Genomic DNA, 25484 nt, shown 5'->3' with positions numbered 1-25484 from the left:
GCGGTGGCTGAGACCGTCACCGATTCGTTGTCCCCCGACCCCGTCGGTCAGCGGCTGCGCCACCACCGCCGCGACCGCGATTGCGATCGCAGCCGTCGCGCCCACCGGCGCACCGGGTTCGCCCGCCGGCCGTTCACGCGGAACGTGCGGAAGGCACGTCGCGTCCGCACCCAGACGGACGGGAGGCCCGCCAACGGTCGCGCGGACACCTGCACCGTGAGCACGGGGTCGGCCACCACCCGCCAGGCCGGGTCGAGCTGCATGCTCAGGTCGACGTCGTCGTGCACCTCGGCGTCGTCGCGGTGCGCTCGCCCACCGACCGCAGCCCAGGTCGACCGGCGCATCGCCATGGCGGACCCGAACAGCGGCGGGTGCCCGAGCGCGCTCCACATCAGGACGAAGTACGGGCCCATGTACACGGCGTTCCACAGTCGGCGCACCACGGCGCCACCGTTCCGGGGCCGGCCCGGACCGGTGACCGCGACGACCTCGGGGTCGGCCAACAACCGGACCGCGTCGGCGATCCAGGACGGCGGTGGGACGGAGTCGGCGTCGAGCCGCGCGACGACGTCGCCGGACGCACGGTCGTAGCCGCGCGCCGAGGCTCGGGCGATCCCGCGCACCGGCTCCGTGAGCACGACCGCACCGGCGTCCCGGGCGATCGCCGCGCTGTCGTCGGTGCTGCCGTTGTCGACCACGACGACCTCGTCGGCCGGCCGGGTCTGGGCCGCGAGGGCGTCGAGGCACCGGCGCAGGTGCACGGCGTCGTCCCGCACGGGGATCACGACCGAGACACGGGGCATCCGTCGATCCAACCGGCTTCCACCTGTGCGGATTGCCGGACCGCGTTTCCCGGTGATCCTGGGACCGGCCCAAGAGGGCATGGCGCACGTTCGTTGCGAAACGCCCCCGGTGCACGCCGGGGACGACGACAACCGGAAGGCCGACCATGACCACGAACCCACCCGGGAACGACTCCGGGACGCCCATCCACGACCGCACCGCAGCCTCCGAGGGGCACGAGGTCGCCCCCGGCGTGACGGTGCCGTCGTACGCCAGCGGTACCCCCGCCGCGCGACCCACCGACCCCGGTGCGCCCCAGACGTACGACCCGTACGGCGACAGCGCCGCCGAGGTGCCGTTCGACGCACCCCTCGACGCCGTCCCGGCCGACGAGCAGCTCCCCGCCGTCCCGTCCGCGGCATCCGCCGGCAGCGCCGGCGGCTCCGGCAGCGGCTCCGGCAAGGCCGACGCGGCCAAGGGTGCCGCGCAGGACGTCGCCGGCGACGCCAAGGAGAAGGCCGCGAACGTCGCGGGCACCGCCAAGGAGCAGGCGTCGAAGGTCGCCTCCGAAGCGACCGACCACGCCAAGCAGCTCTACGGCCAGGCGTCCGAGAACCTCAAGCAGCAGGCCGGCGAGCAGCAGCAGCGCGCTGCCGGCGGACTCCGCTCCCTCGGCGAGCAGCTCGGTCGCATGGCCGAGAACGACGACGAGCAGGGCGTCGCCTCGAAGGTCGTCCGCGACCTGTCGGGCCGCGCGACCTCGGCCGCCGGGTTCCTCGAGAACCGCGACCCGGGCTCGCTGCTCGACGAGGTGAAGACCTTCGCCGCGAAGCGCCCCGGCACCTTCATCGCGATCGCCGCCGGTGCTGGCCTGCTCGCCGGACGCCTGACCAAGGCGCTCGCGACCGAGGTCAAGCACGAGAAGGAGGCCGGCGACGGCACCACCGGATCGGGGAGTGGCGTATGAGCCAGTCCGTCCCCGGCGCGACACCCCTGGGCGAACCGACGCCCGAGGAGCGCGCCGCGACCACACCGCTCGGTGAGCTGCTGTCCGACGTGTCGCGTGACCTCTCCAGTCTGTTCCGGCAGGAGGTCGCCCTCGCGAAGGCCGAGCTGACCGACTCCGCGAAGAAGGCCGGCAAGGCGGGCGGGATGTTCGGCGGCGCCGGACTCACCGCCGTGTTCGCCCTGCTGTTCCTGTCGATCGCCGCGTGGTGGGGCCTCGGCTACCTGATCGGCAACGCCTGGTCCGCCCTGATCATCGCGGTCGTGTACGCGATCGTCGCCGCGATCCTGGCCGTCCGCGGGCGCAAGGAGATCAAGGAGATCAAGGGCGCCCCACAGACGGTCGAGACCGCCAAGGAAGTCCCCGAGACACTCAAGCCCAACACCGGGAGGAAGCCATGAGCACCCCAGACGAGATCCGCGCCGACATCGAGCGCACCCGCGGCGAACTCGGCTCCGACGTCGACGCCCTCGCCGACAAGGTCAGCCCGTCGTCCATCGCCCACCGCCAGAGCGAGAAGGTGAAGGGCCGGTTCCAGGACGTCCGTGAGTCCGTGATGGGCGCGGCCCAGTCGGCCCGCTCGAGCGCCTCCGGTTCCGCCTCGGGCGCGACCGGCCAGGCGAAGGACGTCGCGCAGAAGGGCGTCGAGAAGGCGAAGGGCAACCCCCTGGCCGTCGGCCTCATCGCGTTCGGTGCCGGTTGGCTGGTGTCGTCGCTCCTGCCGACCACCGAGAAGGAAGAAGAGCTGGCCGGTGAGCTGAAGGACAAGGCTGCACCGCTCGTCGACGAGGTCAAGGAGCAGGCGAAGGACGTCGGCTCGCAGCTCGGCGACGTGGCGAAGGAGCACGCGCAGGACCTCAAGGGGACCGCGCAGGACGCCGCGCAGGCGGTCAAGGGCGAGGCGCAGGGGGCCGCGTCCGACGTCAAGGACAACGCGCAGGGTGCGGCGGACGACGTCCGCAGCAGCTGAGCGGAACCCGATGACGGACTGGAGGCCCGTGGCGACATCGCCACGGGCCTCCAGTCCGTCACGCGGTAGCGTTCCGGGCATGGACCCGATCGACGAGCTCGCTGCGGAGCTCCGACAGTCCATCGGCCGGGTCGTGCGTGCCGCACGACGCGAGGCGGACGCGCTGCCGGCCACGCACACCACCACCCTCGGGTTCCTGCACCGCGAGGGCCCGATGACGATCGCGGAACTCGCGCGCCGCCGCGGCGTGAAGCACCAGGGGCAGTCCCGTACGGTCGGCGAACTGGCCGAACTCGGGTACGTCGACCGGACGGCGTCGGACACCGACCGCCGAGCGTCGGTCATCCGGATCACGGACGCCGGCCGGGCCGCACTGCAGCGCGACATGGACGCGCGCACGGACTGGCTGGCCGACGCGATCCGCGAGGAGACCGACGCCGAGGAGCGTGCGCTGCTGCGCCGTCTGCCCGAGCTGTTCGAGCGGGTCGCGCGCCGGGCTGACTGAACGACTCCTCACCTCCTGGGCGATCGCAGAAGTACAACACGGCTGTACAGTTGTGCGCATGGAGTTGACGAAGTACAACCACGCCACCGTCGTCCTCGAGCAGGACGGCGTCACCCTCGTCATCGACCCCGGGGTGTTCACGCCCGAGGCCGTCGACCTCGTCCGCGGCGCCGCGGGCGTCCTCGTCACGCACGACCACCCCGACCACTTCGACATCGACGCCCTGCGCGCGGGGCTCGCGGCGAACCCGGACCTCGTCGTCCGCGGTCCGGAGACGGTCGTCGAGCAGCTCGGCGAACACCACGGGCGGGTCGCAGCGGTGCACGCCGGCGACACGATCACCGTCGGACCGTTCTCCGTCCGGGTCTTCGGCGAGCAGCACGCGGTCATCCACCCCGACATCCCGTCCACCGCGAACGTCGGCTACCTGGTGGACGGCGCGGTGTTCCACCCGGGCGACGCGTACCTCGAGCCCGGCGTCCCGGTGCCGACCCTGCTGCTGCCGACGAGCGGGCCGTGGACGAACACCGCCCAGGCCGTCGACTACGTGCGCGCGGTGGCGCCGGAGCGGGCCGTGCAGATCCACGAGGCGATGCTGAGCGAGCTCGGCCAGCAGTCCGCCGCGCGCTTCCTCGGGCCGGACGGTCTCGGACCGGTGCCCGTCCTGATCCTGCCGGCGGGGGAGACGATCACCGTCTGACGGACGCGGGCGGCCCCTGGGAGGCGATCCGGGCCTCCCGAGCAGCATGGACGGATGGCCGACGCACCCACGACAGCAGTCCTCTTCGACATCGACGGCACCCTCGCCGACTCGAACTACGCGCACATCGACGCGTGGTGGCGGGCGTTCCTGGCGGCGGGGGAGTCCGTCGACGCCTGGCGGATCCACCGCGCGATCGGGATGGACTCGGCGAAGCTGCTCGAGACGCTGCTGCCGGACGCGTCCCAGGAGACCCGCGACGCCGCGAAGCAGTTCCACACCGCCTACTACGCCGAGCAGATGCCGCGGCTCCGGCTGCTGCCGGGTGCACGCGAGCTCCTGCAGGCCGTCGCCGAAGCAGGGCACGCCGTGGTCCTGGCGACCAGCGCGCCCGAGCACGAACTCGCCCGCCTGCGCGACCTGCTCGACGCGGGCGAGTGGGTCACCGCCGAGACCAGCTCCGAGGACGTCGAGCAGGCGAAGCCGGACCCCGGCATCATCCGGGTCGCGCTCGACAAGGCGGGGGTCTGCGCCGACGACGCCGTGATGGTCGGGGACGCCATGTGGGACGTCGAGTCCGCCGGCAAGGTGGGGGTGCAGTGCGTCGGCGTGATGACCGGCGGCATCGGCGGTGACGAGCTCCGCGGTGCCGGGGCGGCCGAGGTGTACGACGACGCGGCCGCCGTGCTCGCGGCGTTCCGCGCCGGCGAGGGCCCGATCGCGGCACTCGGCCAGCGCGACTGACGGGCGGCGCCGGTCGCGCCCGACGGGCGGCGCCGGTCGCGCCTTGCGGGCGGCGCCGGTCGCGCCCGACGGCCACCCTCGGTTTCCGCGTCGTCGGTCGCCCGTGCCAGGATCGACGTTCGTGATCACGATCGAACGCGTGTCCTGGGACGACCCCCGCAGCGTGGTGCTCCGCGCCCGCATGGACGACGAGATGCACGAGCGCTACGGGTCGGCGAACGCCGGCGAGGACCCGGCGGTCACCGCCGAGCGGGGTCGTGCGCTGAGCGTCGACCCGTCGACCGTCGTCACGTCGATCCTGGCTCTCGACGAGTCCGGCGAACCGGTCGGGCACATCGCCGTCCGGCGTCTGGGTGACGAGGTCGAACTGAAGCGCCTCATCGTGCTGGCCTCCGCGCGTGGCAAGGGTGCGGCCACCGCACTGCTCGACGAGTGCGAGCGCGTCGGCCGTGCACTCGGCGCCCCGCGGCTCATCCTGCAGACGGGTGACAAGCAGCCCGACGCCGTGGCGCTCTACCGCAAGACCGGCTGGGACCAGATCGACGTCTACGAGCCCTACGTCGCGACCATGCCGTGGTCGTTCTGCTTCGAGAAGACGCTCTAACTCGACCCGATCCAGATTGCACTTTCAACACGAGAGTGCAATTCTTGCTCGGTGAGTACCACCGAACGCACCCGCGCGCTGCGCCGACGCATGATCGTCGAGGCACGTCGGGCGACGGTCGAACACGGGCTGCACGGGTTCACGATCGAGCAGCTCTGCGAGACCGTCGGGGTGTCGCGCCGCACGTTCTTCAACCACTTCGGGTCGAAGGACGACGCCGTGCTCGGCATCGAGCTCAACGCCGACGTCGAGGCGATCGACGCCTACGCCGCGGGCGGGATCGTCCCCGGCGAACTGGACCCCCTCGGGTCGATCGTCGCGCTGGCGATCGACCAGTTCCACCGGGTCGGCATCGCCCGCGCCGACGAAGCCCTGGTCCGCCGGGTGTTCGAGCGGGAGCCGGCACTCGTCGCACGGTTCCTGTCGGCGACCGACGTGCAGCTCGCCCGGATCACCGTGGCCCTGCGGCGACGGTTCGGGTGGGACGACCCCGCCGACCGCCGACCGCGCCTGGTCACCGAGGCCGCGGCCGCCTTGATGAAGGCCACCGCGACCGAGTACTTCGACGACGCGTTCGACGAGGCCACCGGGCCGACGTTCGACGAACTGCTCACCGAGAACCTCCGCCTGCTCAGGGCGGTCACCACGACCGAACGGGAACACACCACATGAGCGCCACCGCGCCGGGCACCACCAAGCGTGCCCGCCCAGGCTCCGACGGCCCGCTGCTCCTGACGCAGCGTCGCATCTGGATCATCTTCTCCGCCCTGATCGCGGGGATGCTGCTCTCCAGCCTCGACCAGACCATCGTCTCCACCGCGATGCCGACCATCGTCGGCGAGCTCGGCGGCGTCGCGCACCAGGCCTGGCTGACGACGGGGTACCTGCTCGCCTCCACCATCGTGATGCCCGTCTACGGCAAGTTCGGCGACGTCCTCGGCCGACGCAACCTGTTCCTCATCGCGATCGCGCTGTTCACCATCGCGTCGGCCGGGTGTGCGTTCGCCACGGACTTCACGCAGCTCGTGGCGTTCCGCGCCATGCAGGGGCTCGGCGGCGGTGGCCTGATGATCCTGTCGCAGGCGATCATCGCGGACATCGTCCCGGCCTCGCAGCGCGGCAAGTACCTCGGCCCGCTCGGTGCGATCTTCGGCCTGTCCGCCATCGGTGGCCCGCTGCTCGGTGGCTTCTTCGTGGACCACCTCACGTGGAACTGGGCGTTCTACATCAACATCCCGGTCGGCATCGCGGCGTTCTTCGTGGCGTGGTTCGCGCTGACCCTGCCGAACAAGAAGGCGACGAAGCGCATCGATGTCCTCGGCGTGCTCTTCATGTCCGCCGCGACCACGTGCCTGGTGTTCTTCTCGGAGTTCGGCGGCAGCAAGGACCACGGCTGGGACGCCCCCGAGACCTGGGCCTGGTTCGCCGGTCTCGTCGTCTCGGCAGCGCTGCTGGTGTTCGTCGAGTCCCGTGCGCAGGACCCGGTGCTCCCGCTGTCGTTCTTCCGCAACCGCACCTTCCTGCTGGCCACCGGCATCGGCCTCGTGCTCGGCATCGGCATGTTCGCCGCGATCGGCTTCGTCCCGACGTTCCTGCAGATGGCCTCCGGCACCTCGGCTGCGGTCTCCGGCCTGCTGATGCTGCCGATGATGGCCGGCCTGATCGGCACCTCGATCGCCTCGGGTGTCCTGATCACCAAGACCGGGCGCTACCGGATGTTCCCGATCGTCGGCACGGTCCTGGTGGCCATCGCGATGCTCGCGATGACCCAGCTGGCGGCGGACACCCCGATCTGGCTGATCTGCGCGTACCTGTTCGTCTTCGGTGCCGGGCTCGGCCTGATCATGCAGGTGGTCGTCCTCGTCGCGCAGAACGCCGTCCCCGCCGAGCAGGTCGGCACCGCGACCTCGACGAACAACTACTTCCGCGAGGTCGGCGCCTCCCTCGGCACGGCCGTCTTCGGCGCGCTCTTCACCGCGCGGCTCACGACGTCGCTGACCGACGTGTTCCGCGGTGCCGGCGGTTCGGCGACCGATGCGGCGTCCTCGGCGGGGAGCATCGACCCGTCGACCGTCGCGGGCTTGCCTCCTGCGGTGCAGGACGGTGTCGTGAACGCCTACGCCGACTCGCTCGCACCGGTGTTCTGGTACCTGCTGCCGTTCATCGCGGTGGCGTTCCTGCTCGCGCTCTTCCTGCCGCAGATCACGCTCTCCGACACGGCCGGCATGGTGGCCCGTGGCGAGGCCGTCGGCGGCGACGAGGCCGACGAGCTCGAGCGCGCGCAGCGCGCGGCGCGTGCGGAGCACGCGGCGGCAACGGAGGGTTCCGCACCGGGGCGGCACACCGACCGGTAGATGCAACCGACCGACGGACGGGAGGCGCGGTGCCAGCTGGCACCGCGCCTCCCGTCCGTCAGCCGGTCGCGCTCACTGCCGCGGCCGGCGTTTCGTGCCGAGCGACACCTCGCGCGTTCCGGCGCGCGTGAGCTGTCGCTGAGCGCGTGAGGTCGCGATGAGCCGGCGCTACGCGCGGGTGCTCGCGCGCGGCACGAGCCGCGTCGGCAGGGCCGCGGGCTCGGCGGCCGTGCCGTCGAGCGTCGCGAGGAGTCGCAATGCCGCAGCCCGCCCGAGGTCGGCGCCGGGCAGCGCCACGCTCGTCAGGGCCGGCGCGGTGACCGACGACGACGGCAGGTCGTCGAAGCCCGCGACCGCGAGTGCGCCGGGGACGGCGATGCCGAGCGCACCGGCGACCCGCAGGACTCCGTAGGCCAGGGTGTCCGCGGCCGCGACGACGGCGGTGACGTCGTCGTCCTGCCAGGCCTCGATGACGTGCTCGGTGGCCGAGGCCGCTGCCTCCACGGTCAGGTCTGCACGGGCGGTGAGCTCGGAGACCGTGATGCCGGCGTCCGCGCAGGCCTGCTCGAACAGTTCGCGGCGCACGCCGAACGTCGCCGCCCTCGAGGTGCCGTCGAGGTAGCCCACGTGCCGGTGCCCCTGGTCGTGCAGGTGGGCGACCAGGTCGTGCACGCCGGTGGAGAGGTCGTAGTTGACGGCCTCGGGGCCGCCGGGGGCGTCGAGCAGCACCACGGGGACGCTCGCCGACATCGGCTCGTCGGCGGCGGGTGCGTCGACCAGGATCCCGGCCGGCCGGAGCCGTTCGAAGCGCCGGACGTCGGCCGCGACCGGCTGCGCACCCCGCTCGGTGACGGAGAGCACGAGCTGGAACCGGTCGCCCAGGGTGTCGCGGACGCCACGGATGACCTCGGCGAAGAACGGGTTCGACAGGTCGGGGGCGATGAACACGACCAGGTCACCGCTGCCCCGCGCCAACGAGCTGGCGGCGTGGTCGACGACGTAGCCGAGGTCGTCCACGGCGTCGCGGACCCGTGCGGCGATGGGCGCGGAGACCCGCCCGCGCTCCTTGCCGTTCACGACGAGGGAGACCGTGGCGATGCTCGTGCCCGCACGTTCGGCCACCATCGCCGCGGTCACACGACGGCTCGGAACGGCGGGGGAGGGCACCCGTCGATGCTAGCGAGCGTGGTGGTCGAACTTGACGTCAAACGTTTGACGTGTTTCGATGTCAAACGCTTGACGCGCCGCGTCGCCAGCGCTCTGCCGGCCCGTGGATCCCCACCACGTCGAGCACTCACCTCGATTCCCCGAAGAAGTGGAGCGCCCAGCGTGCCCGATGCGACCCAGCCCGCCGCGAAGATCATCCTCGATTGCGACCCCGGCCACGACGACGCCGTGGCGCTCCTGCTCGCCCACGGCAGCCCGGCCATCGACCTGCTCGCGGTGACCACCGTCGTCGGCAACCAGACCCTGCCGAAGGTCACCCGCAACGCCCTGGCCGTCGCCCGCATCGCCGGCATCACCGGGGTGCCGTTCGCCGCCGGAGCCGCCCGCCCGCTGCTGCGTCAGATCGAGGTCGCACCGGACATCCACGGTGAGAGCGGCCTGGACGGCCCGATGCTCCCCGAGCCGTCGTTCGACCTCGACGAGCGCCACGCCGTCGACCTGATCATCGACACCGTGATGGCCCACGAGCCCGGCACGGTCACCCTCGTGCCGACCGGGGGCCTGACGAACATCGCCCTCGCGGCCCGCAAGGAGCCCCGCATCGTCGAGCGCGTCAAGCAGGTCGTGCTCATGGGCGGCGGCGTGCACGTCGGCAACTGGAGCCCGGTCGCCGAGTTCAACATCGTCATCGACCCCGAGGCCGCGGCCATCGTGTTCGAGGCCGGCTGGGACGTCGTGATGGTCGGCCTCGACCTGACGCACCAGGCCCTCGCCACCCCCGAGGTCGCCGCGCGCATCGCCGGCGTCGGCACCGCCCCCGCCGCGTTCGTCGGCGAGCTGCTCGACTTCTTCGGCCAGACCTACAAGGACGCCCAGGGCTTCGACGCCCCGCCGGTCCACGACCCCTGCGCCGTCGCGTACGTGATCGACCCCACCATCGTCCGTGCCGTGAAGGTCCCGATCCACGTCGAGACCCAGGGCGCCCTGACCCTCGGCATGACCGTCGCCGACTTCCGCGCCCCCGCACCCGAGGACTGCCGCACGAGCGCCGCGATGGAGCTCGACCACGGCCGGTTCTGGGACCTCGTCGTCGACGCCCTCGAGCGCATCGGCGAGACGGCCGACACCGGCTGGACCCCACGTGCCGCCGCCGACGCCGTCGAAGCCGGCACCACCACGACCCCGGAGCGCTGAACCCCCATGACCACCACCTCGACGAAGAAGTCGATCGGCGCCCTCACCGCCGCGCTCCTCGCCGCGTGCATCGCGTTCCAGCTGAACGCGAGCATGCTGAGCCCCGCCCTCGTCACGATGGCGCGCGAGCTCAACACCGACGACGCCACCATCGGGCTGTCGCAGACCCTGTACTTCACGCTCGCGGCGCTGTTCTCGCTGTTCCTGCCGCGGCTGTCCGACATCGTCGGTCGCAAGCGCGTGCTGATCGGCATGCTCGCCGTGATGCTCGTCGGCAGCATCGTCGCCGCGCTCGCGGTGAACGTGCCGATGCTGTTCGCCGGCCGCATCATCCAGGGCGTCACCGGTCCGGTCGTCCCGATCTGCCTGCTCGTCCTGCGCAACGAGATCAGCGACCCGAAGCGCTACGGCGCCGCGCTCGGCCTGCTCACCGCGGTGAACGGCGGCATCGCGGGTGTCGACGCCCTGGCCGGCGGCTGGATCGCGACGAACTTCGGGTTCCGCGGGATCTTCTGGGTCATCGCCGTCGTCACCGTCCTCGCCCTGTTCCTGGTCGCCGTCTGGGGTGTCGAGTCGAAGCCCTCGGCCGGCACCCGGATGGACTGGATCGGCGTCGTGCCCCTCGTGGTGAGCGTCGGTGCGCTGCTCACGGCGTTCAACGAGGCCGGCAAGCTCGGCGCGGCGAACCCCGTGCTCGTGGTCGGTGGCGTCGTGGTCGCGCTCGTCGCCTTCGCCGTGTTCTGGGCCGTCGAGTCGCGGGTGCGGGAGCCCCTGGTCGAGACCCGGTTCCTGCAGCGCCGCGCGACCTGGGCACTCCTGGCGACGACGTTCCTGACGATGACGGGCGTGTTCGCGGTCGTCAACGGCCTGGTCACCTCGCTCGCGCAGAACGGTGACGCCGGCTTCGGGATGGAGGCCGACCTCGCCTCGCTCGTGTTCCTCACCCCGTACGCGCTGGTCGGCTGGATCGTCGGACCCTTCGCCGGGCGCCTCGCCCCGACCATCGGGTACCGCGCCGTCCTGCGCGTCGGCCTGATCGGCAGCATCGTCTCGACCGTCCTGATGGCGCTCGTCGGGGTGCACTCGCTGCCCGTGCTGGTCACCGCGACCGTGCTCATCGGCATCACCTACGCCGGCATCGCGAACATCATCCTGAACGGCCTGGGCATCGTGCTGTCGCCGGAGTCGAACCCCGGGTTCCTGCCCGGGCTGAACGCCGGTGCGTTCAACCTCGGCGCCGGGGTCAGCTTCGCGGTCCTGCCCGCGCTGCAGATCGCGCTCGGCGTCGGCGGTTCCGCGGGCACCGCCGGGTACTCCGGTGGCATGCTGCTCGGGGCCGCGATCACGACCGTCGCTCTCGCGATCTCGTTCCTCATCCCCCGTCCGGAGGGCGCCGAGACCACGTCCGTCGCCCCGCAGAAGGAGACCGTCCGTTGACCGAGAGCATCGTCGTCGTCGGGTCGCTCAACGCGGACCTGGTGGTCCGCACCGCGCGCTTCCCCCAGCCCGGTGAGACCCTGCAGGGCTCCGACCTCGCGATCCTGCCCGGGGGCAAGTCCGCCAACCAGGCGGTGGCTGCCGGGAGGCTCGGGGGCACGGTGCGCATGATCGGTGCGGTCGGCGACGACGGGAACGGTGCGCTGCTCCGCGACTCCGTCGCGGCTGCGGGTGTCGACACGACGCACGTCGCCGTCCGTGAGGGCGTCGCGACCGGTACCGCCGTCATCACGGTCGACGCTGCAGGCGAGAACACCATCGTGATCTCCGCCGGGGCGAACGGCACGCTGACGCCGGACGACGTGCCGACCGACGTCTTCGCCGGCGCCGCGGTGCTGGGGCTCTGCCTCGAGGTGTCGATCGACGTCGTCCTCGCCGCCGCCCGGGCCGCGCACGCCGCCGGGGTCACGGTGCTCACGAACCTGTCGCCGTTCGGCGCCGTGCCGGCCGAGCTCCTCGAGCTGACCGACGTCCTGCTGGTGAACGAGCACGAGGCCGCGGCGCTCGGGGACCACGGCGTCGCGCGGTCGATCGTCACCCGCGGTGGTGCCGGCTGCGTCGTGCACGACGGGGGTGTCGAGCCGGTGTCGATCGACGCCGTGCGGGTCGAGCCGGTGGACACCACGGGCTGCGGCGACGCCTTCATGGGGGCGGTGGCGCTGCGTCTGGCGGCGGGGGACGCCCTCGTCGACGCCGCTCGGTTCGCGGTGGGGGTCGGGGCGTACGCCGCGACCAAGCCGGGCGCACAGGCCTCGTACCCGACCACCGCCGAGCTGGAGGCGTTCCTGCGGGCGTGACCCGCGCCTCCCGGGTCGAACCGTCCCGCCGGCCCGCTAGCGTTGTGGCATGCGCGTGGGAGTCCTCGACATCGGGTCCAACACCGGCCACCTGCTCGTGGTGGACGCCCACGGCGGCGCCGCGCCGTTGCCGGCGTCCTCGTTCAAGCAGCCGCTGCGGCTGGCCGAGCACCTGGACGACTCGGGCGCGGTGACCCAGCAGGGGATCGATGCCCTGACCACCTTCGTCGCCGATGCCGTCCGTGTCGCCGAGGAACGCGGGTGCGAGGACATGCTCGCGTTCGCGACGTCGGCGGTGCGCGACGCCGGCAACTCGGAGGCCGTGCTCGCCCACGTCGAGGCCTCCACCGGGGTCGAGCTGGCCGTCCTGTCCGGCTCCGACGAGGCCCGGTTGACGTTCCTGGCCGTGCGCCGGTGGTTCGGCTGGTCCGCCGGTCGCCTGGCGGTCTTCGACATCGGCGGTGGCTCGCTCGAGATCGCCGGTGGCGCCGACGAGGCACCGGACGTCGCGTGGTCGATGCCGATCGGCGCCGCACGGCTGGCGCGCTCCTACTTCGCGGCCGGCACCCCGACCGAGGACGACGTCCGCCGCATCCGGCACGAGATCCGCGTGGAGATCGCCCGGGACGCCGGACGGCTGCTCCGCTCGGGGCGTCCGGACCGGGCCGTGGCGACCTCGAAGACCTTCCGATCGATCGCCCGCATCTGCGGGGCCGCGCCGTCCGCTGCCGGGCCCCTCGTGCCCCGTGCCCTCGACGGCGCGGTGCTGCGGCAGCGGCTGCCGGAGCTGCTGACGATGTCGGTCGACGTGCTCGCGGCGTTGCCCGGTGTCTCACCGAGCCGGGCGCACCAGGTGGTGCCGGGCGCGCTCGTCGCCGAGGCGTGCCTGGACATCTTCGACCTGCCGGCCCTCGAGATCTGCCCGTGGGCGCTCCGCGAGGGCGTCATCCTCGAGCGGCTCGACCAGTTGTCGGTGCTCGGGACCCCGTAGCGCCCGTCGGTCTAGCCGCGTGGCTGCGGGTCCTGCTGCCGTCGCTGCCTCGGCGGAGCGAGCAGCCACGGGCGGATCAGCTTCGTCACGAACGGCAGCACCCAGAACGTCATGATCGGCGTGAGCACGACGGTCGTGATGAGCACCCGGGGCAGGATCGCGACGTGCGCGAACGCGGGGACGAGCCAGGCCGTCAGGTACGTGAACGCGAGGTTCACCGGGAAGAAGCCGAGCCAGATGCTCACGGACTGCTTCCACCGCGGGGGAGCGCTCGAGGCCGGGGCGTCCTGCGGGACGTCGAACCACCCCTCGATGCCGGTGCGCTTCTCGACGCGGGACTCCACCACCAGGTCACGGCCCAGGTCGAGCCAGCGCAGCCGGTCGTCGGAGTTCTCCCACGTCGCCAGGGAGTCGTGGTCGGCGAAGCGGTAGAGCATGTGCCACTCGCGGGACTGCGCGGTGGAACGCACCCACCCCGAGCCGAGGAAGCCGGGGTAGCGGTTCGCCAGGTTCACCCCGGACTGCACCCAGCGGGTGACCTCGGGGATGCGGTCGGGTTCGACCAGGCGGGTGACGGAGACGGTGACGGGCGGGCCTGCGGTCTCGGATGACGACTGCAGGCTCCCAGGCTCTTGTGGAGTCATCCGACCAGTGTCGCGGACCCGTGTTTCCGGCTCGTGACACGTGCCTCGCGCGCCGGCTGAACGGATCCGCGTCGTCCTTCGACCACCGTCCCAGGTGGGTGCAAGACGATCATCTGGCGAACGCACCACCGAGAGGACCCCGATGCCCCACCCCGAGCCCACCACCACCCTCGTCGCCACCGTCGACGGGCCCGACGGCGGCACGTACGAGGTGCGGCGGCTGACGCTCCCGGTGGGTGCGTCGACCGGCTGGCACCAGCACGACGCACGCCAGACGGGTCTCGTGGTGCGCGGGGCGCTGACGCACGTCACCGAAGAGGCCACTCGGGTCGTCGGGCCGGGGCAGGCCCTGGTCGAGGAGCCGCGCATCGTGCACGACGGCCGCAGCACCGGCACGGAGGACGCCGAGCTGCTCTACGTCGCCCACCTGCCGGCAGGTGCAGCGGCGTCGACCCCGGGCGAGCCACCAGCCAGCGAGGGGCCGGTCCGCAGCGCGCTCGTGACGGTCCCGCTGGGGCGGCCGCAGTTCGTGCACGCGCTGCGCTACACCGCGATGTACGCGCCGAAGCCCTTCGCCGAGGCCCTGCTCGTCTACCGGGACAACGGCACGTACACGATCCTGTCCCCGGGTGAGGACCACCACGGCTGCTACGTCTCGGCGACCGATCCCGCCGAGGGGATGCGGCACGTCGCGTTCATGTCGTGGCCGTCCGCGGACTGGGGCCGGAACATCGCATCGCACACCCTGACCTTCGAGGCCGCGAGCGGCGCGTTCACCCAGGAGCTCCGGTTGCCGGGTGACCCGGTCCCGCGGGCGCAGTACGGGTACGCGGTGCCCGTCGAGGACCCGGAGTCGATCGACACCGGCGCCGGGTGGGCAGCGCTCCGCCAGCAGTACGCCGAGGTGTTCACCACGCTCGAGCGCCTGGCGGGCGGCGGGTCGACCGCGGCCTGAGCCGTCAGCTCGCCTGCTTCTTGGCGGCGGGCTTCTTGGCCGGGGCCTTCTTCGCCGGTGCCTTCTTCGGCGCCGACTTCGCGGTGGCCTTCTCCGTCGTGCTCTCCGCGGCCTTCTTGGCGGGCGCCTTCTTCGCCGGCGCCTTCCTGCCGGAGCTGGACGTGCCGGAGCCGGACGTGCCCGAGCCGGAACCGGACGACGACCGTGACGTCGACGACGAACGCGACCCCGAGCCTCCTGTCCGCTTCTTGTCGACGGACGCACGCAGGGCGGCCATCAGGTCGAGCACGTCACCGCCCTCGTCGTCGTCCTCGTCGTCCCGCGCGCCGAAGGTCTTCTCGGTGTCGATGTCGTCGCCCGCCTCGAGCTTGGCGTCGATCAGCTGCTGCAGTTCCTCCTGGTAGGAGTCGGTGTAGCGGTCGGGGTCGAAGTCGGTGGACATGCTCTCGACGAGCGAGGACGACATCTTCAGCTCGTTGGCGCTGACCTTCACCGTCGTGTCGAGGGTCTTGAAGTCGGCGGCGCGGACCTCGTCGCCCCAGAGCAGCCCCTGCAGCAGGATGACCTCGTCGTGCACCCGGAGCACCCCGAGCCGGGTCTTCTGCCGCAGGGTGAACTGCACGATCGCCAGGCGGTCGGTCTTCGCCAGGGTCTCGCGCAGCAGCACGTACGCCTTCGGCGAGCGCGAGTCGGGCTCCAGGTAGTAGGTCTTCTCGAACATCATCGGGTCGACCTGCTCGACGGGGACGAACTCGAGCACCTCGACCTCGTGCGACTGCTCCTCGGGGAGCTGCTTGAAGTCGTCCGCCGTGAGCACCACGGTCTTGTCGCCGTCGTCGTAGGCGCGTTGGATGTCCGCGTACTCGACCTCGTGGCCGAACTCGCACACCCGCTTGTACCGGATGCGGCCCTTGTCGTCGTCGTGGACCTGGTGCAGGGACACGTCGTGCGTCTCGGTGGCCGCGTAGACCTTGATGGGCACGTTGACGAGCCCGAACGCGATGGAGCCCTTCCAGATCGACCTCATGCGCACATGATGCCCGCCCGCACGCGTGCGTGCCCGGAGCCGACGGTTCCTCCACAGGTCCGCCGTCCGGGAGATCGTTCCACGGATGTCCGGTTCGCTGGACCGCCGCGAGGCCGGCGCGAGCACGATGGGCCCATGAGCCAGCTCGACAAGCAGGACCCGCGCGACCAGTTCCCCCGTCCGCCGTTCCCCGCGCAGACCCAGCAGGGGTCCGGACTGGCGAGTGCCATGGACCCCGCCCCCGACCACGGCGAGACGAGCTACCTGGGCACCGGGCGGATGCGCGGGTACCGGGTGCTCGTCACGGGCGCGGACTCCGGCATCGGGCGCGCCGCGGCGATCGCGATGGCGAAGGAAGGGGCCGACGTGGCCCTGAACGCCCTGCCCGAGGAGCGCGAGGACCTCGAACAGGTCCGCGACGTCATCGGTGACCTCGGGCGCAAGGCGGTGCTGCTGCCCGGTGACCTGACGGACGAGGCATTCTGCGACGTCCTGGTGCAGGACGCCGTCAGCGAGCTCGGTGGCCTGGACGCGCTCGTGCTGGTCGCGGGCCACCAGCAGGTGCACGAGGACGTCACCGTGCAGAGCACCGAGGACTTCGACCGCACGATGAAGGTCAACCTGTACTCGCTGTTCTGGCTCGTCCGTGCTGCGGTCCCGCACATGGCGCCGGGCAGCTCGATCGTCACGACCAGCTCGGTGTCCGCGTACCAGCCGCAGGACCGCATGATCGACTACGCCGCGACGAAGGCCGCGATCATCACCTACACGAACGGGCTCGCGCGGCAGCTCGCCAGCAAGGGCATCCGGGCCAACACGGTGGTGCCCGGGCCGGTGTGGACGCCCCTGCAGCCGATCAGCTACCCGGGCGACGAGATCGCGGCGTACGGCCAGGACACCCCGTTCGGTCGTCCCGCCCAACCCGTCGAGCTCGGCAGCGCCTACGTCTACCTGGCGGGGCCCGAGTCGTCGTACACGTCCGGCACGACCCTGACGGTGGCGGGAGCGACCGGGGTGGCGCTGTGAGTCCCGCCTCGCGCAAGACCGTCGTCCTGGTCGGGGACCGGCGGCTCGCGCTCACGAACACCGACAAGGTGCTCTACCCCGAGACCGGCACCACCAAGGGTCGGGTGATCGAGTACTACGAGCGGGTCGCGCCGTGGATGATCCCGCACGTCAAGGACCGCCCGGTGACCCGGAAGCGCTGGGCCAACGGTGTCGAGGGCAAGGTCTTCTTCGAGAAGAACCTGCCCGACTCGGCCCCCGACTGGGTGCGGCACCACACCATCCACCACTCGGAACACGACAACGAGTACCCGATCGTCGACGACCTGCCGACCCTGGTGTGGATGGCGCAGCAGGCCGCGCTCGAACTGCACGTCCCGCAGTGGCGGTTCGGCCCCCGCGGCGCGCAGCAGAACCCGGACCGGCTCGTCCTCGACCTCGACCCGGGTGACGGCGTCGGGCTGCCCGAGTGCGTCGAGGTCGCCGTGGCCGCGCGCGAGATCCTGCACGGCATGGGGCTCGACCCGTACCCGGTGACGTCCGGCTCCAAGGGCATCCACCTGTACGCGGCCCTCGACGGCAAGGCGACGACGGCGCAGGTCTCCGACGTCGCCCACGAGCTGGCCAAGGCCCTCGAGACGGACCTGCCGGACCTGGTGCTGTCGTCGATGAGCCGTGCCGAGCGGAAGGGCAAGGTCTTCGTCGACTGGTCGCAGAACAACGGCAACAAGACGACCATCGCCCCGTACTCGCTGCGCGGCCGCGAGCGGCCGACGGTCGCGGCGCCCCGCACCTGGAAGGAACTCGAGGAACGCGGGCTCGCGCAGCTCACGTTGGACGAGGTCCTCGAACGCCTGGAGGCCCGTGGGGACTTCCTGCACCCGGTCGCCTCCGCCTCGCTGGCCGTCGGGCGCGACGACCACGGTCACTGGGACAGCGACCGGACCGAGCGCGCGAACGACGCCGAGCAGCCCGCACGTGACCGGCTCGCCGCCTACCGGGCGAAGCGGGACGCCTCGAAGACGCCGGAGCCCGTGCCCGAGGGAGCGCCCACCGTGCGGAAGGACGGCACACCGACCTTCGTCATCCAGGAGCACCACGCCACCCGCGACCACTACGACTTCCGGCTCGAGCACGACGGGGTGCTGGTGAGCTGGGCCCTGCCGAAGGGCGAGCCGACCGACCCGGGCAAGAACCACCTGGCCGTGCAGACCGAGGACCACCCGCTCGAGTACGGGTCGTTCGAGGGCACGATCCCGAAGGACGAGTACGGCGGCGGCACGGTCACGATCTGGGACGACGGCACCTACGAGCTCGAGAAGTGGCGCGAGGGGCAGGAGGTCATCGTCACCCTGCACGGTCGGGCCGGCGGCGCTCGCCGTCTCGCGCTGTTGCACACCCGCGGCCGTGGCGGCGGGGACGAGAAGAACTGGCTCATCCACCGCACGAAGGAGCAACCCGAACGGCTGGCGGACGGCAGCGGCTCTGCCGGGCCGACGGTGGCGCGACGGTCGGACCGGCCGTCGGACGGGCACGGCGATGCGCAGCGCACCCCGCAGCGACGGATCAGCGGGGCCGCGGACGCTGAGACCCCGCCGTCGGAGCGCCGGACGATGCAGGCGACCCTGGCCAAGGGGGAGCCCCGGCTGGACCCGTCCGACTGGGCCTTCGAGATGAAGTGGGACGGGGTGCGCGCGCTGGCGACGGTCCGCGACGGGTCGGTGACCCTGCGCAGCCGCAACGACAACGACCTGACGGCCCAGTACCCCGAGCTGCAGGAACTGGGCGAGCGCGCCGGTGTGGACGGCGTGTTCGACGGTGAGATCGTGGCCGTCGACGATCGTGGCCGACCATCGTTCCAGCTGCTCCAGAACCGCATGGGCCTGACGAAGGCGCGCGAGGTCCGGAGCGCACAGGAGACCACGCCCGTGCGGTTCCTGCTGTTCGACGTGCTCGAGGCGGACGGGCACGAGCTGACGCGGCTCGGCTACGACGCCCGGCGGCAGGCACTCGAGACGGTCGTGGACCCCGGTGGCGCGATCGACGTGCCGCCGGCGGTGCAGGGCGACCTCGACGCGGTGTTGGCCGCATCGCGCGAGCAGGGACTCGAGGGCGTCGTCGCGAAGAAGCGGTCGTCGAAGTACGCCGAGGGGCGGCGGTCCGAGGCCTGGCTGAAACTCAAGCACCACGCCACGCAGGAAGTCATCGTCGGCGGCTGGAAACCGGGCAGCGGTCGGCGTGCCGGCGGGATCGGGTCGCTGTTGCTCGGGGTGCCCGGCCCCGACGGGCTGGAGTACGTCGGCAAGGTCGGCACCGGGTTCCGTGACCGTGACCTCGACGAGATCGCCGGGGTCCTCGCACCGCTGGAACGGAAGACCCCGCCGTTCGTCGACGTCCCACGACCCGACGCGCGGGATGCGCACTGGGTCACGCCGAAGCGCGTCGGTGAGGTCGAGTTCGCCGAGTGGACCGGCGACGGACGGCTCCGGCAGCCGTCGTGGCGCGGGTGGCGCGTGGACAAGGACCCGGACGACGTCGTGCGGGAGACCTGACCCGCGCTCCGGCCTCGGTTCCACATGCGTGCGCATGGGGTCCGCCGCTGGCGAACATCCGTCCCCCGTACCGAGTCTGCGCGGGGGACAGTATCGGCACCGCTGGCCACGATCGGCCATCGGCTGTTACGTTCGCCGGGACGAAGGGGGCTTCGAAGATGAACTCGAGCAAGTACCTGCCGCCCTACACGGCCGCAGAACGCGTCGCGATCACGGGGGACGACCTGTCACAGCGGACCGTCGAACCGGGCAGCGGCGCCACGGAGACCGAGGTCCGGTACGCGGACTTCCTCGCTGACGAGGACGACGACTGACCGGGGCGGTCTGAGCGGCTGACCGCCCGGCGGGCGGGACAGACCCGACGGCCCGCACGCTGGATCAGGGAGCGCACGGACCGTCGCCGGGGCACGTGACCAGCCGGTTCAGGGAGACCGACCACGAGGCCCCGCACCGGGCTCGCCGAAGCGCGACCGGTGGGTCCACTGGTGAGACGTGCCGAGTGACGGGATCGTCACACGAGCGGCAAGAAGAATCGCCGGGCGACCTCGATGGTCGCCCGGCGATCTCGTCTGTCCGGGGGGATCCTGTCGGATCAGGACGGGGTCAGGCCGCGGGTGCAGGGCCGTCGGAGGGCGCCGCGTGGTCGGCCACGGGCGCGTCTTCCTCGATGAGCTCGTCCTCTTCCGGCTCGACCACCTCGGCCGCGGCGGCCTTGGCCTCGTCGATGGACTCCTGGGAACGGCGGAGCAGGTCGTCGTCGTGTGCTGCCTGATCGGTCATGCACAGCAACCTACGCGGGCGTCCCTGTGTCGGCGTCCCGACGGCGGGCTCCGTGCGGCGGGTCGTGCCGGCCGGTGTGCGGTGGCTCGAAGTCCACCGCGGACGTCGGTGCGGGCGTCGAGGGCATCGCCGGGGCGGCCGGTGAGCCGAACGCGTCGGCGGCGTCGAGCACCGCACGGGTGGCGGCCACGGCCGTCCGGAGTGCATCGCGGACGGGCATCGCCCGGTGCGCGGGGGTCCGGACCTCGACGCCCCACGGCTCGTCGAACCCGAGTTCGCGCACGGTCCGGACGAAGCCGGGCAGGTCCCACGCCCCGGCACCGGGCAGGTACCGTGCCGTCCGGGACTCCTCGGCGAGGGTCATCCCGCTCGGGGTGTGCAGCAGTCCGTCGCTCAGCTCGACGGCTGCGAGGACCCCCGGTGCGACGCCCTGCCGGATCGACGCGAGCGTGGAACCGCCGCGGAGCGCGTGCATGGCGTCGATGAGCAGGCCGCCGTTGGGGTGTCCGGCAGCGGCCACGAAGCGGGAGGCCCGTTCGATCGTGGGCAGGTTCGACCACGGTTCCGGTTCGAGCACGAGCTGCGCTCCGACCGCCTCGGCCTGGTCGGCGAGCACGACCCAGTCGTCGGCCATCGTCGCGGGGGAGGCTCCGGGCAACGAGGTGTCGGCGCGCGCCACCACCTGCCAGGCGCTCAGCGTCGCCGCGGCCTCGAGCACGACACCGCGGTCGGCGTCCTCGTCCTGGGTGCGGCTCGTGCACGTCCACCACCGGTCGAGTGGTCCGAGCTGGACCCAGACGATGCCGGCGGCGTCGAGCATGCGGCGCAGTTCGGCGAAGCCCGTCGTCGCGCGGACCTCGTGCAGGTCGTCGAGGGACAGCGACAGGCCGGCGAACCCGGCGGCGCCGACGGCGTGCACGCGGTCGCGGATGCTCTCGTCGCCCGCCCACGTCCAGGACGTGGCGAGCAGGTCGTGTTCCAGCACGGTGGTACCTCCGGCAGTCCCGAGGTGTCCGCGTCGCCCCGTCGCGATGCGCCGCCCCGTGTCCGCCGCGGGCCCCACCCGCGACGATGCCCAAGACTTACCCGTGCTGCCTGCGAACGCTCCCAGCCCGTCGACACATCGCCGACACGTGCTTCAGACGATCCGGGTCCGGACCTCGCCGACGCCGGCGATCGTGCCGACGAGCACGGCGCCGCGTTCGAGCACGCCGACACCGTCAGGAGTGCCGGTCATCACGAGGTCGCCGGGCGCGAGCGCCACGGACCGTGACAGCGCCGCGATCGTCTCGGCGACCGACCAGATCTGGTCGGTCAGGTCGCCCGACTGCCGGAGTTCCCCGTCCACCGTCAGCTCGATCGCGCCGCTGGTCGGGTCGACCTCGGCCGCCGGGGTGAGCACGCCGATCGGCGCCGAGGCGTCGAAGCCCTTGGCCGTGTCCCACGGGCGCCCGAGTCGCTTCGCCTCGGCCTGCAGGTCGCGACGGGTGAGGTCGATCCCGACGGCGTAGCCCCAGACGTGTGCGGGCGCGTCGGTGACGGCGATGTCCGAGCCGCCGGTGCCGATCGCGACGACGAGCTCGACCTCGTGCTCCAGTTGCTGCGTCAGCGGCGGGTACGGGGTGTCGGCGCCGTCGACCACGACCGCGTCGGCGGGCTTGGTGAAGAAGAACGGCGGCTCGCGGTCCGGGTCGTGGCCCATCTCGCGGGCGTGCGCGGCGTAGTTCCGGCCGACGCAGAACACACGGCGGACGGGGAAACGCGCGCCCGTCGTCGTGGGCACGGTCGGGAGGCTCGGGGCCGGGATGACGAGTTCGGTCACGGTCCCAGCGTGGCAGGCTCGCAGGGCATCGGTTCAGCTCTCACCGAAGGACGCCTCGTACTTGAGCTTCCGCGCCCGTGCGCGCTCCTGGCGTTCGCGCCATTCGATGCGCGCCTGACGGAGCTCTTCCTCGGCGCCCTTCGCCCGCATCATGGGCCCGTAGTGCGGGTCCGCCAGCAGTGCGGGCGTCGTCAGTTCACGTCCGTCGAGCCAGCGCTTGAAGTCCTTGTCACTCAGCTTCGAGATCATCGTTCGCTCCTTCGATCGTCGCTGCGGTCAGGTCGTCGAGTGCCTGGCCGACCCAGCGGTCGTCCGCGGTCGTCCAACTGCGGGTCACCAGCGCAGCCGACATCACACCGGCGGCCGCGCGCTGTCCTTCGTCGTCCGAGGTCGCCCGGTCGGCGGCCCACGACCAACGCTGCCACCACAGGTCGCGGTGCACCGAGAACTCTGCATTTCGCCGTCCTGCGCGCCCGTCGAGCACCGAGGCGACGAGCGCACCCAGCGCGACGGTCGCGCTCGTGACCGACACGAGCGCGCTGATCCAGCCGATGTCCATGCCGGAACCCTGACAGCACGGAACCGGCCACGCGGCGGGCGTGACCGGTCCTGTGGAGGGCGATCCGGGCCTCCAGGCCTGTGGAGGAGTGCGTCAGTTCCCGGGCGCGGCCGCCTCGGTCTCGCCCGCACCCGGGTCGCCGCCGGTCCCGCCGCTGGCGGGCTCGTCCTGCGGCCAGCCCGCGAACTCCCAGCCCGCGAGGGAGGGGTGGTCCTCGCCCTTCGTGTACGCGAACGTCCGCGCGGCGTCACGCGCCTCGGAGAGCTTCGTGAGCAGGTCGGCGTGCGCCTCGGCGTCCACCCGCGTCAGGGCGTCGTGGGCCAGGGCGAAGCGGTCCATCTCGTTGCGCATGAGCATGTCGAACGGCGAGGTCGTCGTGCCCTGCTCGAGGAACCCGTGCACGTGCAGGTCGTCGTGCCCGTTCCGGCGGTACGTCAGCTGGTGCACGAGGGTCGGGTACCCGTGGAACGCGAAGACCGTGGGCGTGCCGGGCAGGAAGAGCGCGTCGTACTGCTCGTCCGGGATCGGGTGCTCGTGCTTGCGCGGGTCACCGAGCGCCAGCAGGTCGACGACGTTGAGCACGCGGACCCCGACGCCGGGAGCGTGCTTCCGGATGATGTCGGTGGCGGCGATCGCCTCGACCGTGGGAACGTCACCGGCGCAGGCGAGCACGACGTCGACCTTCCCGACGGCCTGCTCCGTGCCGGCGAAGTCCCACACGCCGAGTCCGGCCTGCGCGTGCGCGACCGCGTCGTCGAGGGACAGGTAGACCGGCTCCGGGTGCTTGCCCGCGACGATCACCTCGATGCGGTCCGTGGTCTCCATCGCGTGCGCGGCGACGGCGAGCAGCGTGTTGGCGTCGGCCGGCAGCTTGATCCGGACGAGGTCCTGCTGCTTCGACGCGACGACGTCGAGGAACCCGGGGTCCTGGTGGGAGAACCCGTTGTGGTCCTGTCGCCAGACGTGCGACGAGAGCAGGAGCGACAGGTTGGACACCGGCACCCGCCAGTCGATGTCGGTCGACGACTCCAGCCACTTGGCGTACTGCCCGACCATCGAGTCGATGATGTGGGCGAACGCCTCGTAGGTGTTGAGCATCCCGTGCCGACCGGACAGCACGTAGCCCTCGAGCATCCCCTCCAGCAGGTGCTCGGACAGGACCTCGGTGACCCGCCCGCGTGCGGCGAGGTGCTCGTCGCCTGCGGCGCGCTGGGCCCGCCAGACGCGCGAGGTCACGTCGAAGACCGCGTCGAGCTTGTTCGAGATCGTCTCGTCCGGGCCGAACAGCCGGAAGGTCGAGGCGTTCTTCTCGATGAGTGCGGCGAGCCAGGGGCCGAGCGTGCCCGTGGCCGACGCCGTGGAACCGGCCTCGACCGCGTACGGCTCGAGCGGCGGCCGGTCGAGCGCGGTCCGCAGTCGACCGCCGTTGCCGTGCGGGGTAGCGCTCATCCGCTCGTCACCGGTCGGACGGATCGTGGTCATGATGCCGACGGGGTGGCCGTCCTCGTCGAAGAGCTCCTCGGGGCGGTACGAGCGCATCCACTCCTCGAGCTGCGCACGGTGGCCGTCGTCCTCGCGCACCGCGGGCAGCGGCACCTGGTGCGCGCGGAAGGTCCCCTCGACCTGCTCGCCGTCGACCTCCTTCGGGCCGGTCCAGCCCTTCGGGGTGCGCAGGACGATCATCGGCCAGCGCGGACGCAGGTCCGCGGCACCGGCGGGCTGCCCCGCGGCGGCACGGGCGGCCTGGGCGCGGGCAGCGGCCTGGATGTCGTCGATGCCGGCGAGGGCGCGTCGCAGGGCACCGTCGAACAGGGCGTGGACCGCGTACGGGTCGTCGTCGACGCGGCGGGAGTCGACCACGATCGGGTCGTAGCCGAGCCCGCGGAAGTACGCGGTGAGGTCCTCGTCGGGGATGCGGGCAAGGACGGTCGGGTTCGCGATCTTCCAGCCGTTGAGGTTGAGGATCGGCAGCACGGCACCGTCGGAGACCGGGTCGAGGAACGTGTGCGCCTGCCACGAACCGGCGAGCGGACCGGTCTCGGCCTCACCGTCACCGACAACGCACGCGACGACGAGGTCCGGGTTGTCGAGCGCCGCACCGTAGGCGTGCGACAGCGAGTAGCCGAGCTCACCGCCCTCGTTGATGGAGCCGGGGGTCTCCGGGGCGGCGTGCGAGGGGATGCCGCCGGGGAACGAGAACTGCCGGAAGAACCGCTGCAGGTCGACGTCCTGGTACAGCTCGTTCCACGTGCCGTCCAGCCAGGCGTTCGCGTTCATCGCCGGACCGCCGTGCCCCGGGCCGCAGATGTACAGGAACTCGCGCCCGGTCTCCGTGATCAGCGCGTTGCAGTGCGCGTACACGAGGTTCAGTGCGGGGGAGGTGCCCCAGTGGCCGAGCAGCCGCGGCTTGACGTCGTCGGGTTCGATCGGCCGACTGAGCAGCGGGTTGTCCAGCAGGTAGATCTGCCCGACCGTCAGGTAGTTCGCGGCGCGCCACCAGGCGTCGACCGCCCGGAGCCGGTCGGTGGTGGAGATGTGTGCTGGAGCCATGGGTACACGGTACGAAACACCGGGTTGCGGCACCTCAGGAAACTCGTCCCAAACCGTTCGGGCGGGGGCGCCGAATGACTTGCACAGGGCAGAAGCCCAGGGCGCTCTCCGGTCACAGTTGGCCGGTACTCAGTGTGTGCACAGTGCACATTCGGCCACCGGCCGGAGCGCCTCCAGAGCAAAGGACTGATCACGATGCGTAAGAGCCTCAAGACCTCCATCACCCTCGCCACGACCGGCGCCCTCGTCCTCGGCGGTGCCGCGTTCGGGATCTCCTC

The 25484-nt window shown here is 71.9% G+C and carries 27 protein-coding genes; 17 read left to right on the top strand and 10 right to left on the bottom strand.

The features are described from left to right. Nucleotides 1-47: 47 nt before the first annotated feature. The gene (locus DEJ21_RS17065) at nucleotides 48-803 is read right to left on the bottom strand and encodes a glycosyltransferase family 2 protein (RefSeq protein ID WP_111225412.1); all 756 of its coding nucleotides are present in this window, start codon (nucleotides 801-803) and stop codon (nucleotides 48-50) included. 146 nt (nucleotides 804-949) lie between these two features. Between DEJ21_RS17065 and DEJ21_RS17060 the strand changes: the two genes are divergently transcribed. The 9 genes from DEJ21_RS17060 (at nucleotide 950) to DEJ21_RS17020 (ending at nucleotide 7666) form a co-directional block, all read left to right on the top strand. After that, entirely contained in the window at nucleotides 950-1750 is an 801-nt protein-coding gene (locus DEJ21_RS17060; protein WP_111225411.1) for a hypothetical protein, read from the top strand. Continuing rightward, nucleotides 1747-2190, top strand: coding sequence for a phage holin family protein (locus DEJ21_RS17055; RefSeq protein WP_051597109.1), 444 nt, complete (start codon nucleotides 1747-1749; stop codon nucleotides 2188-2190). The genes DEJ21_RS17060 and DEJ21_RS17055 overlap by 4 nt, the downstream gene beginning before the upstream one ends. Further along, nucleotides 2187-2759 carry a DUF3618 domain-containing protein gene (locus DEJ21_RS17050; RefSeq protein ID WP_027467152.1) on the top strand — a complete coding sequence of 191 codons (573 nt, stop codon included), beginning with the start codon at nucleotides 2187-2189 and terminating at the stop codon, nucleotides 2757-2759. The genes DEJ21_RS17055 and DEJ21_RS17050 overlap by 4 nt, the downstream gene beginning before the upstream one ends. Nucleotides 2760-2838: 79 nt before the next feature. Further along, nucleotides 2839-3264 (top strand): MarR family winged helix-turn-helix transcriptional regulator, encoded by a 426-nt coding sequence (locus DEJ21_RS17045; protein WP_071245883.1) that lies wholly within the window; start codon nucleotides 2839-2841, stop codon nucleotides 3262-3264. Between the two features lie 58 nt (nucleotides 3265-3322). Beyond that, a complete protein-coding gene (locus DEJ21_RS17040) occupies nucleotides 3323-3964 on the top strand; it encodes an MBL fold metallo-hydrolase (protein WP_111033972.1) in 642 nt (213 codons plus the stop codon). Between the two features lie 54 nt (nucleotides 3965-4018). Beyond that, on the top strand, nucleotides 4019-4708 hold the full coding sequence (locus DEJ21_RS17035; RefSeq protein ID WP_111225410.1) for an HAD family hydrolase: 690 nt from the start codon (nucleotides 4019-4021) through the stop codon (nucleotides 4706-4708). A gap of 121 nt (nucleotides 4709-4829) precedes the next feature. After that, nucleotides 4830-5312, top strand: a complete 483-nt coding sequence (locus DEJ21_RS17030) for a GNAT family N-acetyltransferase (RefSeq protein WP_111225409.1) — start codon at nucleotides 4830-4832, stop codon at nucleotides 5310-5312. A 51-nt stretch (nucleotides 5313-5363) separates the two neighbouring features. Continuing rightward, nucleotides 5364-5984, top strand: coding sequence for a TetR/AcrR family transcriptional regulator (locus DEJ21_RS17025; protein ID WP_258367298.1), 621 nt, complete (start codon nucleotides 5364-5366; stop codon nucleotides 5982-5984). After that, the gene (locus DEJ21_RS17020; RefSeq protein WP_111225408.1) at nucleotides 5981-7666 is read left to right on the top strand and encodes an MDR family MFS transporter; all 1686 of its coding nucleotides are present in this window, start codon (nucleotides 5981-5983) and stop codon (nucleotides 7664-7666) included. Before DEJ21_RS17025 ends, DEJ21_RS17020 begins: the two co-directional genes overlap by 4 nt. 168 nt (nucleotides 7667-7834) lie before the next feature. On the opposite strand, the gene DEJ21_RS17015 is transcribed toward DEJ21_RS17020, so the two are convergent. Continuing rightward, nucleotides 7835-8833, bottom strand: a complete 999-nt coding sequence (locus tag DEJ21_RS17015) for a LacI family DNA-binding transcriptional regulator (protein WP_258375130.1) — start codon at nucleotides 8831-8833, stop codon at nucleotides 7835-7837. 162 nt (nucleotides 8834-8995) lie between these two features. Here DEJ21_RS17015 and DEJ21_RS17010 point away from each other — a divergent pair, with 162 nt between their 5' ends. Genes DEJ21_RS17010 through DEJ21_RS16995 form a run of 4 tightly spaced genes read left to right on the top strand, consistent with a single transcriptional unit; the run spans nucleotide 8996 to nucleotide 13312 of the window. After that, nucleotides 8996-10027, top strand: a complete 1032-nt coding sequence (locus DEJ21_RS17010) for a nucleoside hydrolase (RefSeq protein ID WP_111225407.1) — start codon at nucleotides 8996-8998, stop codon at nucleotides 10025-10027. Between the two features lie 6 nt (nucleotides 10028-10033). Next, nucleotides 10034-11464, top strand: a complete 1431-nt coding sequence (locus DEJ21_RS17005) for an MFS transporter (RefSeq protein ID WP_111225406.1) — start codon at nucleotides 10034-10036, stop codon at nucleotides 11462-11464. Beyond that, nucleotides 11461-12321: a ribokinase gene (locus tag DEJ21_RS17000; RefSeq protein ID WP_111225405.1), complete on the top strand. Its 861-nt coding sequence runs from the start codon at nucleotides 11461-11463 to the stop codon at nucleotides 12319-12321. Before DEJ21_RS17005 ends, DEJ21_RS17000 begins: the two co-directional genes overlap by 4 nt. Nucleotides 12322-12370: 49 nt before the next feature. Next, on the top strand, nucleotides 12371-13312 hold the full coding sequence (locus tag DEJ21_RS16995; RefSeq protein ID WP_111225404.1) for a Ppx/GppA phosphatase family protein: 942 nt from the start codon (nucleotides 12371-12373) through the stop codon (nucleotides 13310-13312). An 11-nt stretch (nucleotides 13313-13323) separates the two neighbouring features. Here DEJ21_RS16995 and DEJ21_RS16990 read toward each other — a convergent pair whose 3' ends face one another. Next, nucleotides 13324-13956 (bottom strand): antibiotic biosynthesis monooxygenase, encoded by a 633-nt coding sequence (locus tag DEJ21_RS16990; protein WP_111094328.1) that lies wholly within the window; start codon nucleotides 13954-13956, stop codon nucleotides 13324-13326. Between the two features lie 142 nt (nucleotides 13957-14098). On the opposite strand from DEJ21_RS16990, the gene DEJ21_RS18420 reads away from it, so the two are divergent. Beyond that, on the top strand, nucleotides 14099-14911 hold the full coding sequence (locus DEJ21_RS18420; RefSeq protein ID WP_181435949.1) for a cupin domain-containing protein: 813 nt from the start codon (nucleotides 14099-14101) through the stop codon (nucleotides 14909-14911). A 4-nt stretch (nucleotides 14912-14915) separates the two neighbouring features. On the opposite strand, the gene DEJ21_RS16980 is transcribed toward DEJ21_RS18420, so the two are convergent. After that, entirely contained in the window at nucleotides 14916-15938 is a 1023-nt protein-coding gene (locus DEJ21_RS16980; RefSeq protein ID WP_111225403.1) for a Ku protein, read from the bottom strand. A 135-nt stretch (nucleotides 15939-16073) separates the two neighbouring features. Between DEJ21_RS16980 and DEJ21_RS16975 the strand changes: the two genes are divergently transcribed. The 3 genes from DEJ21_RS16975 to DEJ21_RS18415 all read left to right on the top strand — a co-directional run bounded on the left by DEJ21_RS16975 (nucleotide 16074) and on the right by DEJ21_RS18415 (nucleotide 19809). Next, nucleotides 16074-16964: an SDR family oxidoreductase gene (locus tag DEJ21_RS16975; RefSeq protein ID WP_071404867.1), complete on the top strand. Its 891-nt coding sequence runs from the start codon at nucleotides 16074-16076 to the stop codon at nucleotides 16962-16964. Beyond that, on the top strand, nucleotides 16961-19495 hold the full coding sequence (locus DEJ21_RS16970) for an ATP-dependent DNA ligase (protein WP_111225402.1): 2535 nt from the start codon (nucleotides 16961-16963) through the stop codon (nucleotides 19493-19495). The genes DEJ21_RS16975 and DEJ21_RS16970 overlap by 4 nt, the downstream gene beginning before the upstream one ends. Nucleotides 19496-19653: 158 nt before the next feature. After that, on the top strand, nucleotides 19654-19809 hold the full coding sequence (locus DEJ21_RS18415) for a hypothetical protein (RefSeq protein WP_164941141.1): 156 nt from the start codon (nucleotides 19654-19656) through the stop codon (nucleotides 19807-19809). 289 nt (nucleotides 19810-20098) lie between these two features. Here the strand turns inward: DEJ21_RS18415 and DEJ21_RS18410 are convergent, their stop codons facing one another. The 6 genes from DEJ21_RS18410 to DEJ21_RS16945 all read right to left on the bottom strand — a co-directional run bounded on the left by DEJ21_RS18410 (nucleotide 20099) and on the right by DEJ21_RS16945 (nucleotide 25206). Further along, a complete protein-coding gene (locus DEJ21_RS18410; RefSeq protein WP_164941140.1) occupies nucleotides 20099-20275 on the bottom strand; it encodes a hypothetical protein in 177 nt (58 codons plus the stop codon). A gap of 10 nt (nucleotides 20276-20285) precedes the next feature. Further along, entirely contained in the window at nucleotides 20286-21260 is a 975-nt protein-coding gene (locus DEJ21_RS16965) for a sugar phosphate isomerase/epimerase (protein WP_164941139.1), read from the bottom strand. A 153-nt stretch (nucleotides 21261-21413) separates the two neighbouring features. Next, a complete protein-coding gene (locus DEJ21_RS16960) occupies nucleotides 21414-22097 on the bottom strand; it encodes a fumarylacetoacetate hydrolase family protein (RefSeq protein WP_111225400.1) in 684 nt (227 codons plus the stop codon). 33 nt (nucleotides 22098-22130) lie between these two features. Further along, nucleotides 22131-22346 (bottom strand): hypothetical protein, encoded by a 216-nt coding sequence (locus DEJ21_RS16955; protein WP_111047860.1) that lies wholly within the window; start codon nucleotides 22344-22346, stop codon nucleotides 22131-22133. After that, nucleotides 22327-22656, bottom strand: coding sequence for a hypothetical protein (locus DEJ21_RS16950; protein ID WP_111225399.1), 330 nt, complete (start codon nucleotides 22654-22656; stop codon nucleotides 22327-22329). The genes DEJ21_RS16955 and DEJ21_RS16950 overlap by 20 nt, the downstream gene beginning before the upstream one ends. 93 nt (nucleotides 22657-22749) lie before the next feature. Then, on the bottom strand, nucleotides 22750-25206 hold the full coding sequence (locus tag DEJ21_RS16945) for a phosphoketolase (RefSeq protein WP_111225398.1): 2457 nt from the start codon (nucleotides 25204-25206) through the stop codon (nucleotides 22750-22752). Between the last annotated feature and the right edge of the window lie 278 nt (nucleotides 25207-25484).

It is taken from the genome of Curtobacterium sp. MCSS17_006 (assembly GCF_003234215.1).
GTDB lineage: Bacteria > Actinomycetota > Actinomycetes > Actinomycetales > Microbacteriaceae > Curtobacterium > Curtobacterium flaccumfaciens.
This window is presented reverse-complemented; position numbering and strand designations above follow the sequence as displayed.

What these genes read in the sequence shown, in the direction of transcription:
- DEJ21_RS17065 (WP_111225412.1), bottom strand. Translation starts at nt 803, where the DNA reads ATGCCCCGTGTCTCGGTCGTGATCCCCGTGCGGGACGACGCCGTGCAC.
- DEJ21_RS17060 (WP_111225411.1), top strand. Translation starts at nt 950, where the DNA reads ATGACCACGAACCCACCCGGGAACGACTCCGGGACGCCCATCCACGAC.
- DEJ21_RS17055 (WP_051597109.1), top strand. Translation starts at nt 1,747, where the DNA reads ATGAGCCAGTCCGTCCCCGGCGCGACACCCCTGGGCGAACCGACGCCC.
- DEJ21_RS17050 (WP_027467152.1), top strand. Translation starts at nt 2,187, where the DNA reads ATGAGCACCCCAGACGAGATCCGCGCCGACATCGAGCGCACCCGCGGC.
- DEJ21_RS17045 (WP_071245883.1), top strand. Translation starts at nt 2,839, where the DNA reads ATGGACCCGATCGACGAGCTCGCTGCGGAGCTCCGACAGTCCATCGGC.
- DEJ21_RS17040 (WP_111033972.1), top strand. Translation starts at nt 3,323, where the DNA reads ATGGAGTTGACGAAGTACAACCACGCCACCGTCGTCCTCGAGCAGGAC.
- DEJ21_RS17035 (WP_111225410.1), top strand. Translation starts at nt 4,019, where the DNA reads ATGGCCGACGCACCCACGACAGCAGTCCTCTTCGACATCGACGGCACC.
- DEJ21_RS17020 (WP_111225408.1), top strand. Translation starts at nt 5,981, where the DNA reads ATGAGCGCCACCGCGCCGGGCACCACCAAGCGTGCCCGCCCAGGCTCC.
- DEJ21_RS17005 (WP_111225406.1), top strand. Translation starts at nt 10,034, where the DNA reads ATGACCACCACCTCGACGAAGAAGTCGATCGGCGCCCTCACCGCCGCG.
- DEJ21_RS16995 (WP_111225404.1), top strand. Translation starts at nt 12,371, where the DNA reads ATGCGCGTGGGAGTCCTCGACATCGGGTCCAACACCGGCCACCTGCTC.
- DEJ21_RS16990 (WP_111094328.1), bottom strand. Translation starts at nt 13,956, where the DNA reads ATGACTCCACAAGAGCCTGGGAGCCTGCAGTCGTCATCCGAGACCGCA.
- DEJ21_RS18420 (WP_181435949.1), top strand. Translation starts at nt 14,099, where the DNA reads ATGCCCCACCCCGAGCCCACCACCACCCTCGTCGCCACCGTCGACGGG.
- DEJ21_RS16980 (WP_111225403.1), bottom strand. Translation starts at nt 15,938, where the DNA reads ATGAGGTCGATCTGGAAGGGCTCCATCGCGTTCGGGCTCGTCAACGTG.
- DEJ21_RS16975 (WP_071404867.1), top strand. Translation starts at nt 16,074, where the DNA reads ATGAGCCAGCTCGACAAGCAGGACCCGCGCGACCAGTTCCCCCGTCCG.
- DEJ21_RS18415 (WP_164941141.1), top strand. Translation starts at nt 19,654, where the DNA reads ATGAACTCGAGCAAGTACCTGCCGCCCTACACGGCCGCAGAACGCGTC.
- DEJ21_RS18410 (WP_164941140.1), bottom strand. Translation starts at nt 20,275, where the DNA reads ATGACCGATCAGGCAGCACACGACGACGACCTGCTCCGCCGTTCCCAG.
- DEJ21_RS16955 (WP_111047860.1), bottom strand. Translation starts at nt 22,346, where the DNA reads ATGATCTCGAAGCTGAGTGACAAGGACTTCAAGCGCTGGCTCGACGGA.
- DEJ21_RS16950 (WP_111225399.1), bottom strand. Translation starts at nt 22,656, where the DNA reads ATGGACATCGGCTGGATCAGCGCGCTCGTGTCGGTCACGAGCGCGACC.
- DEJ21_RS16945 (WP_111225398.1), bottom strand. Translation starts at nt 25,206, where the DNA reads ATGGCTCCAGCACACATCTCCACCACCGACCGGCTCCGGGCGGTCGAC.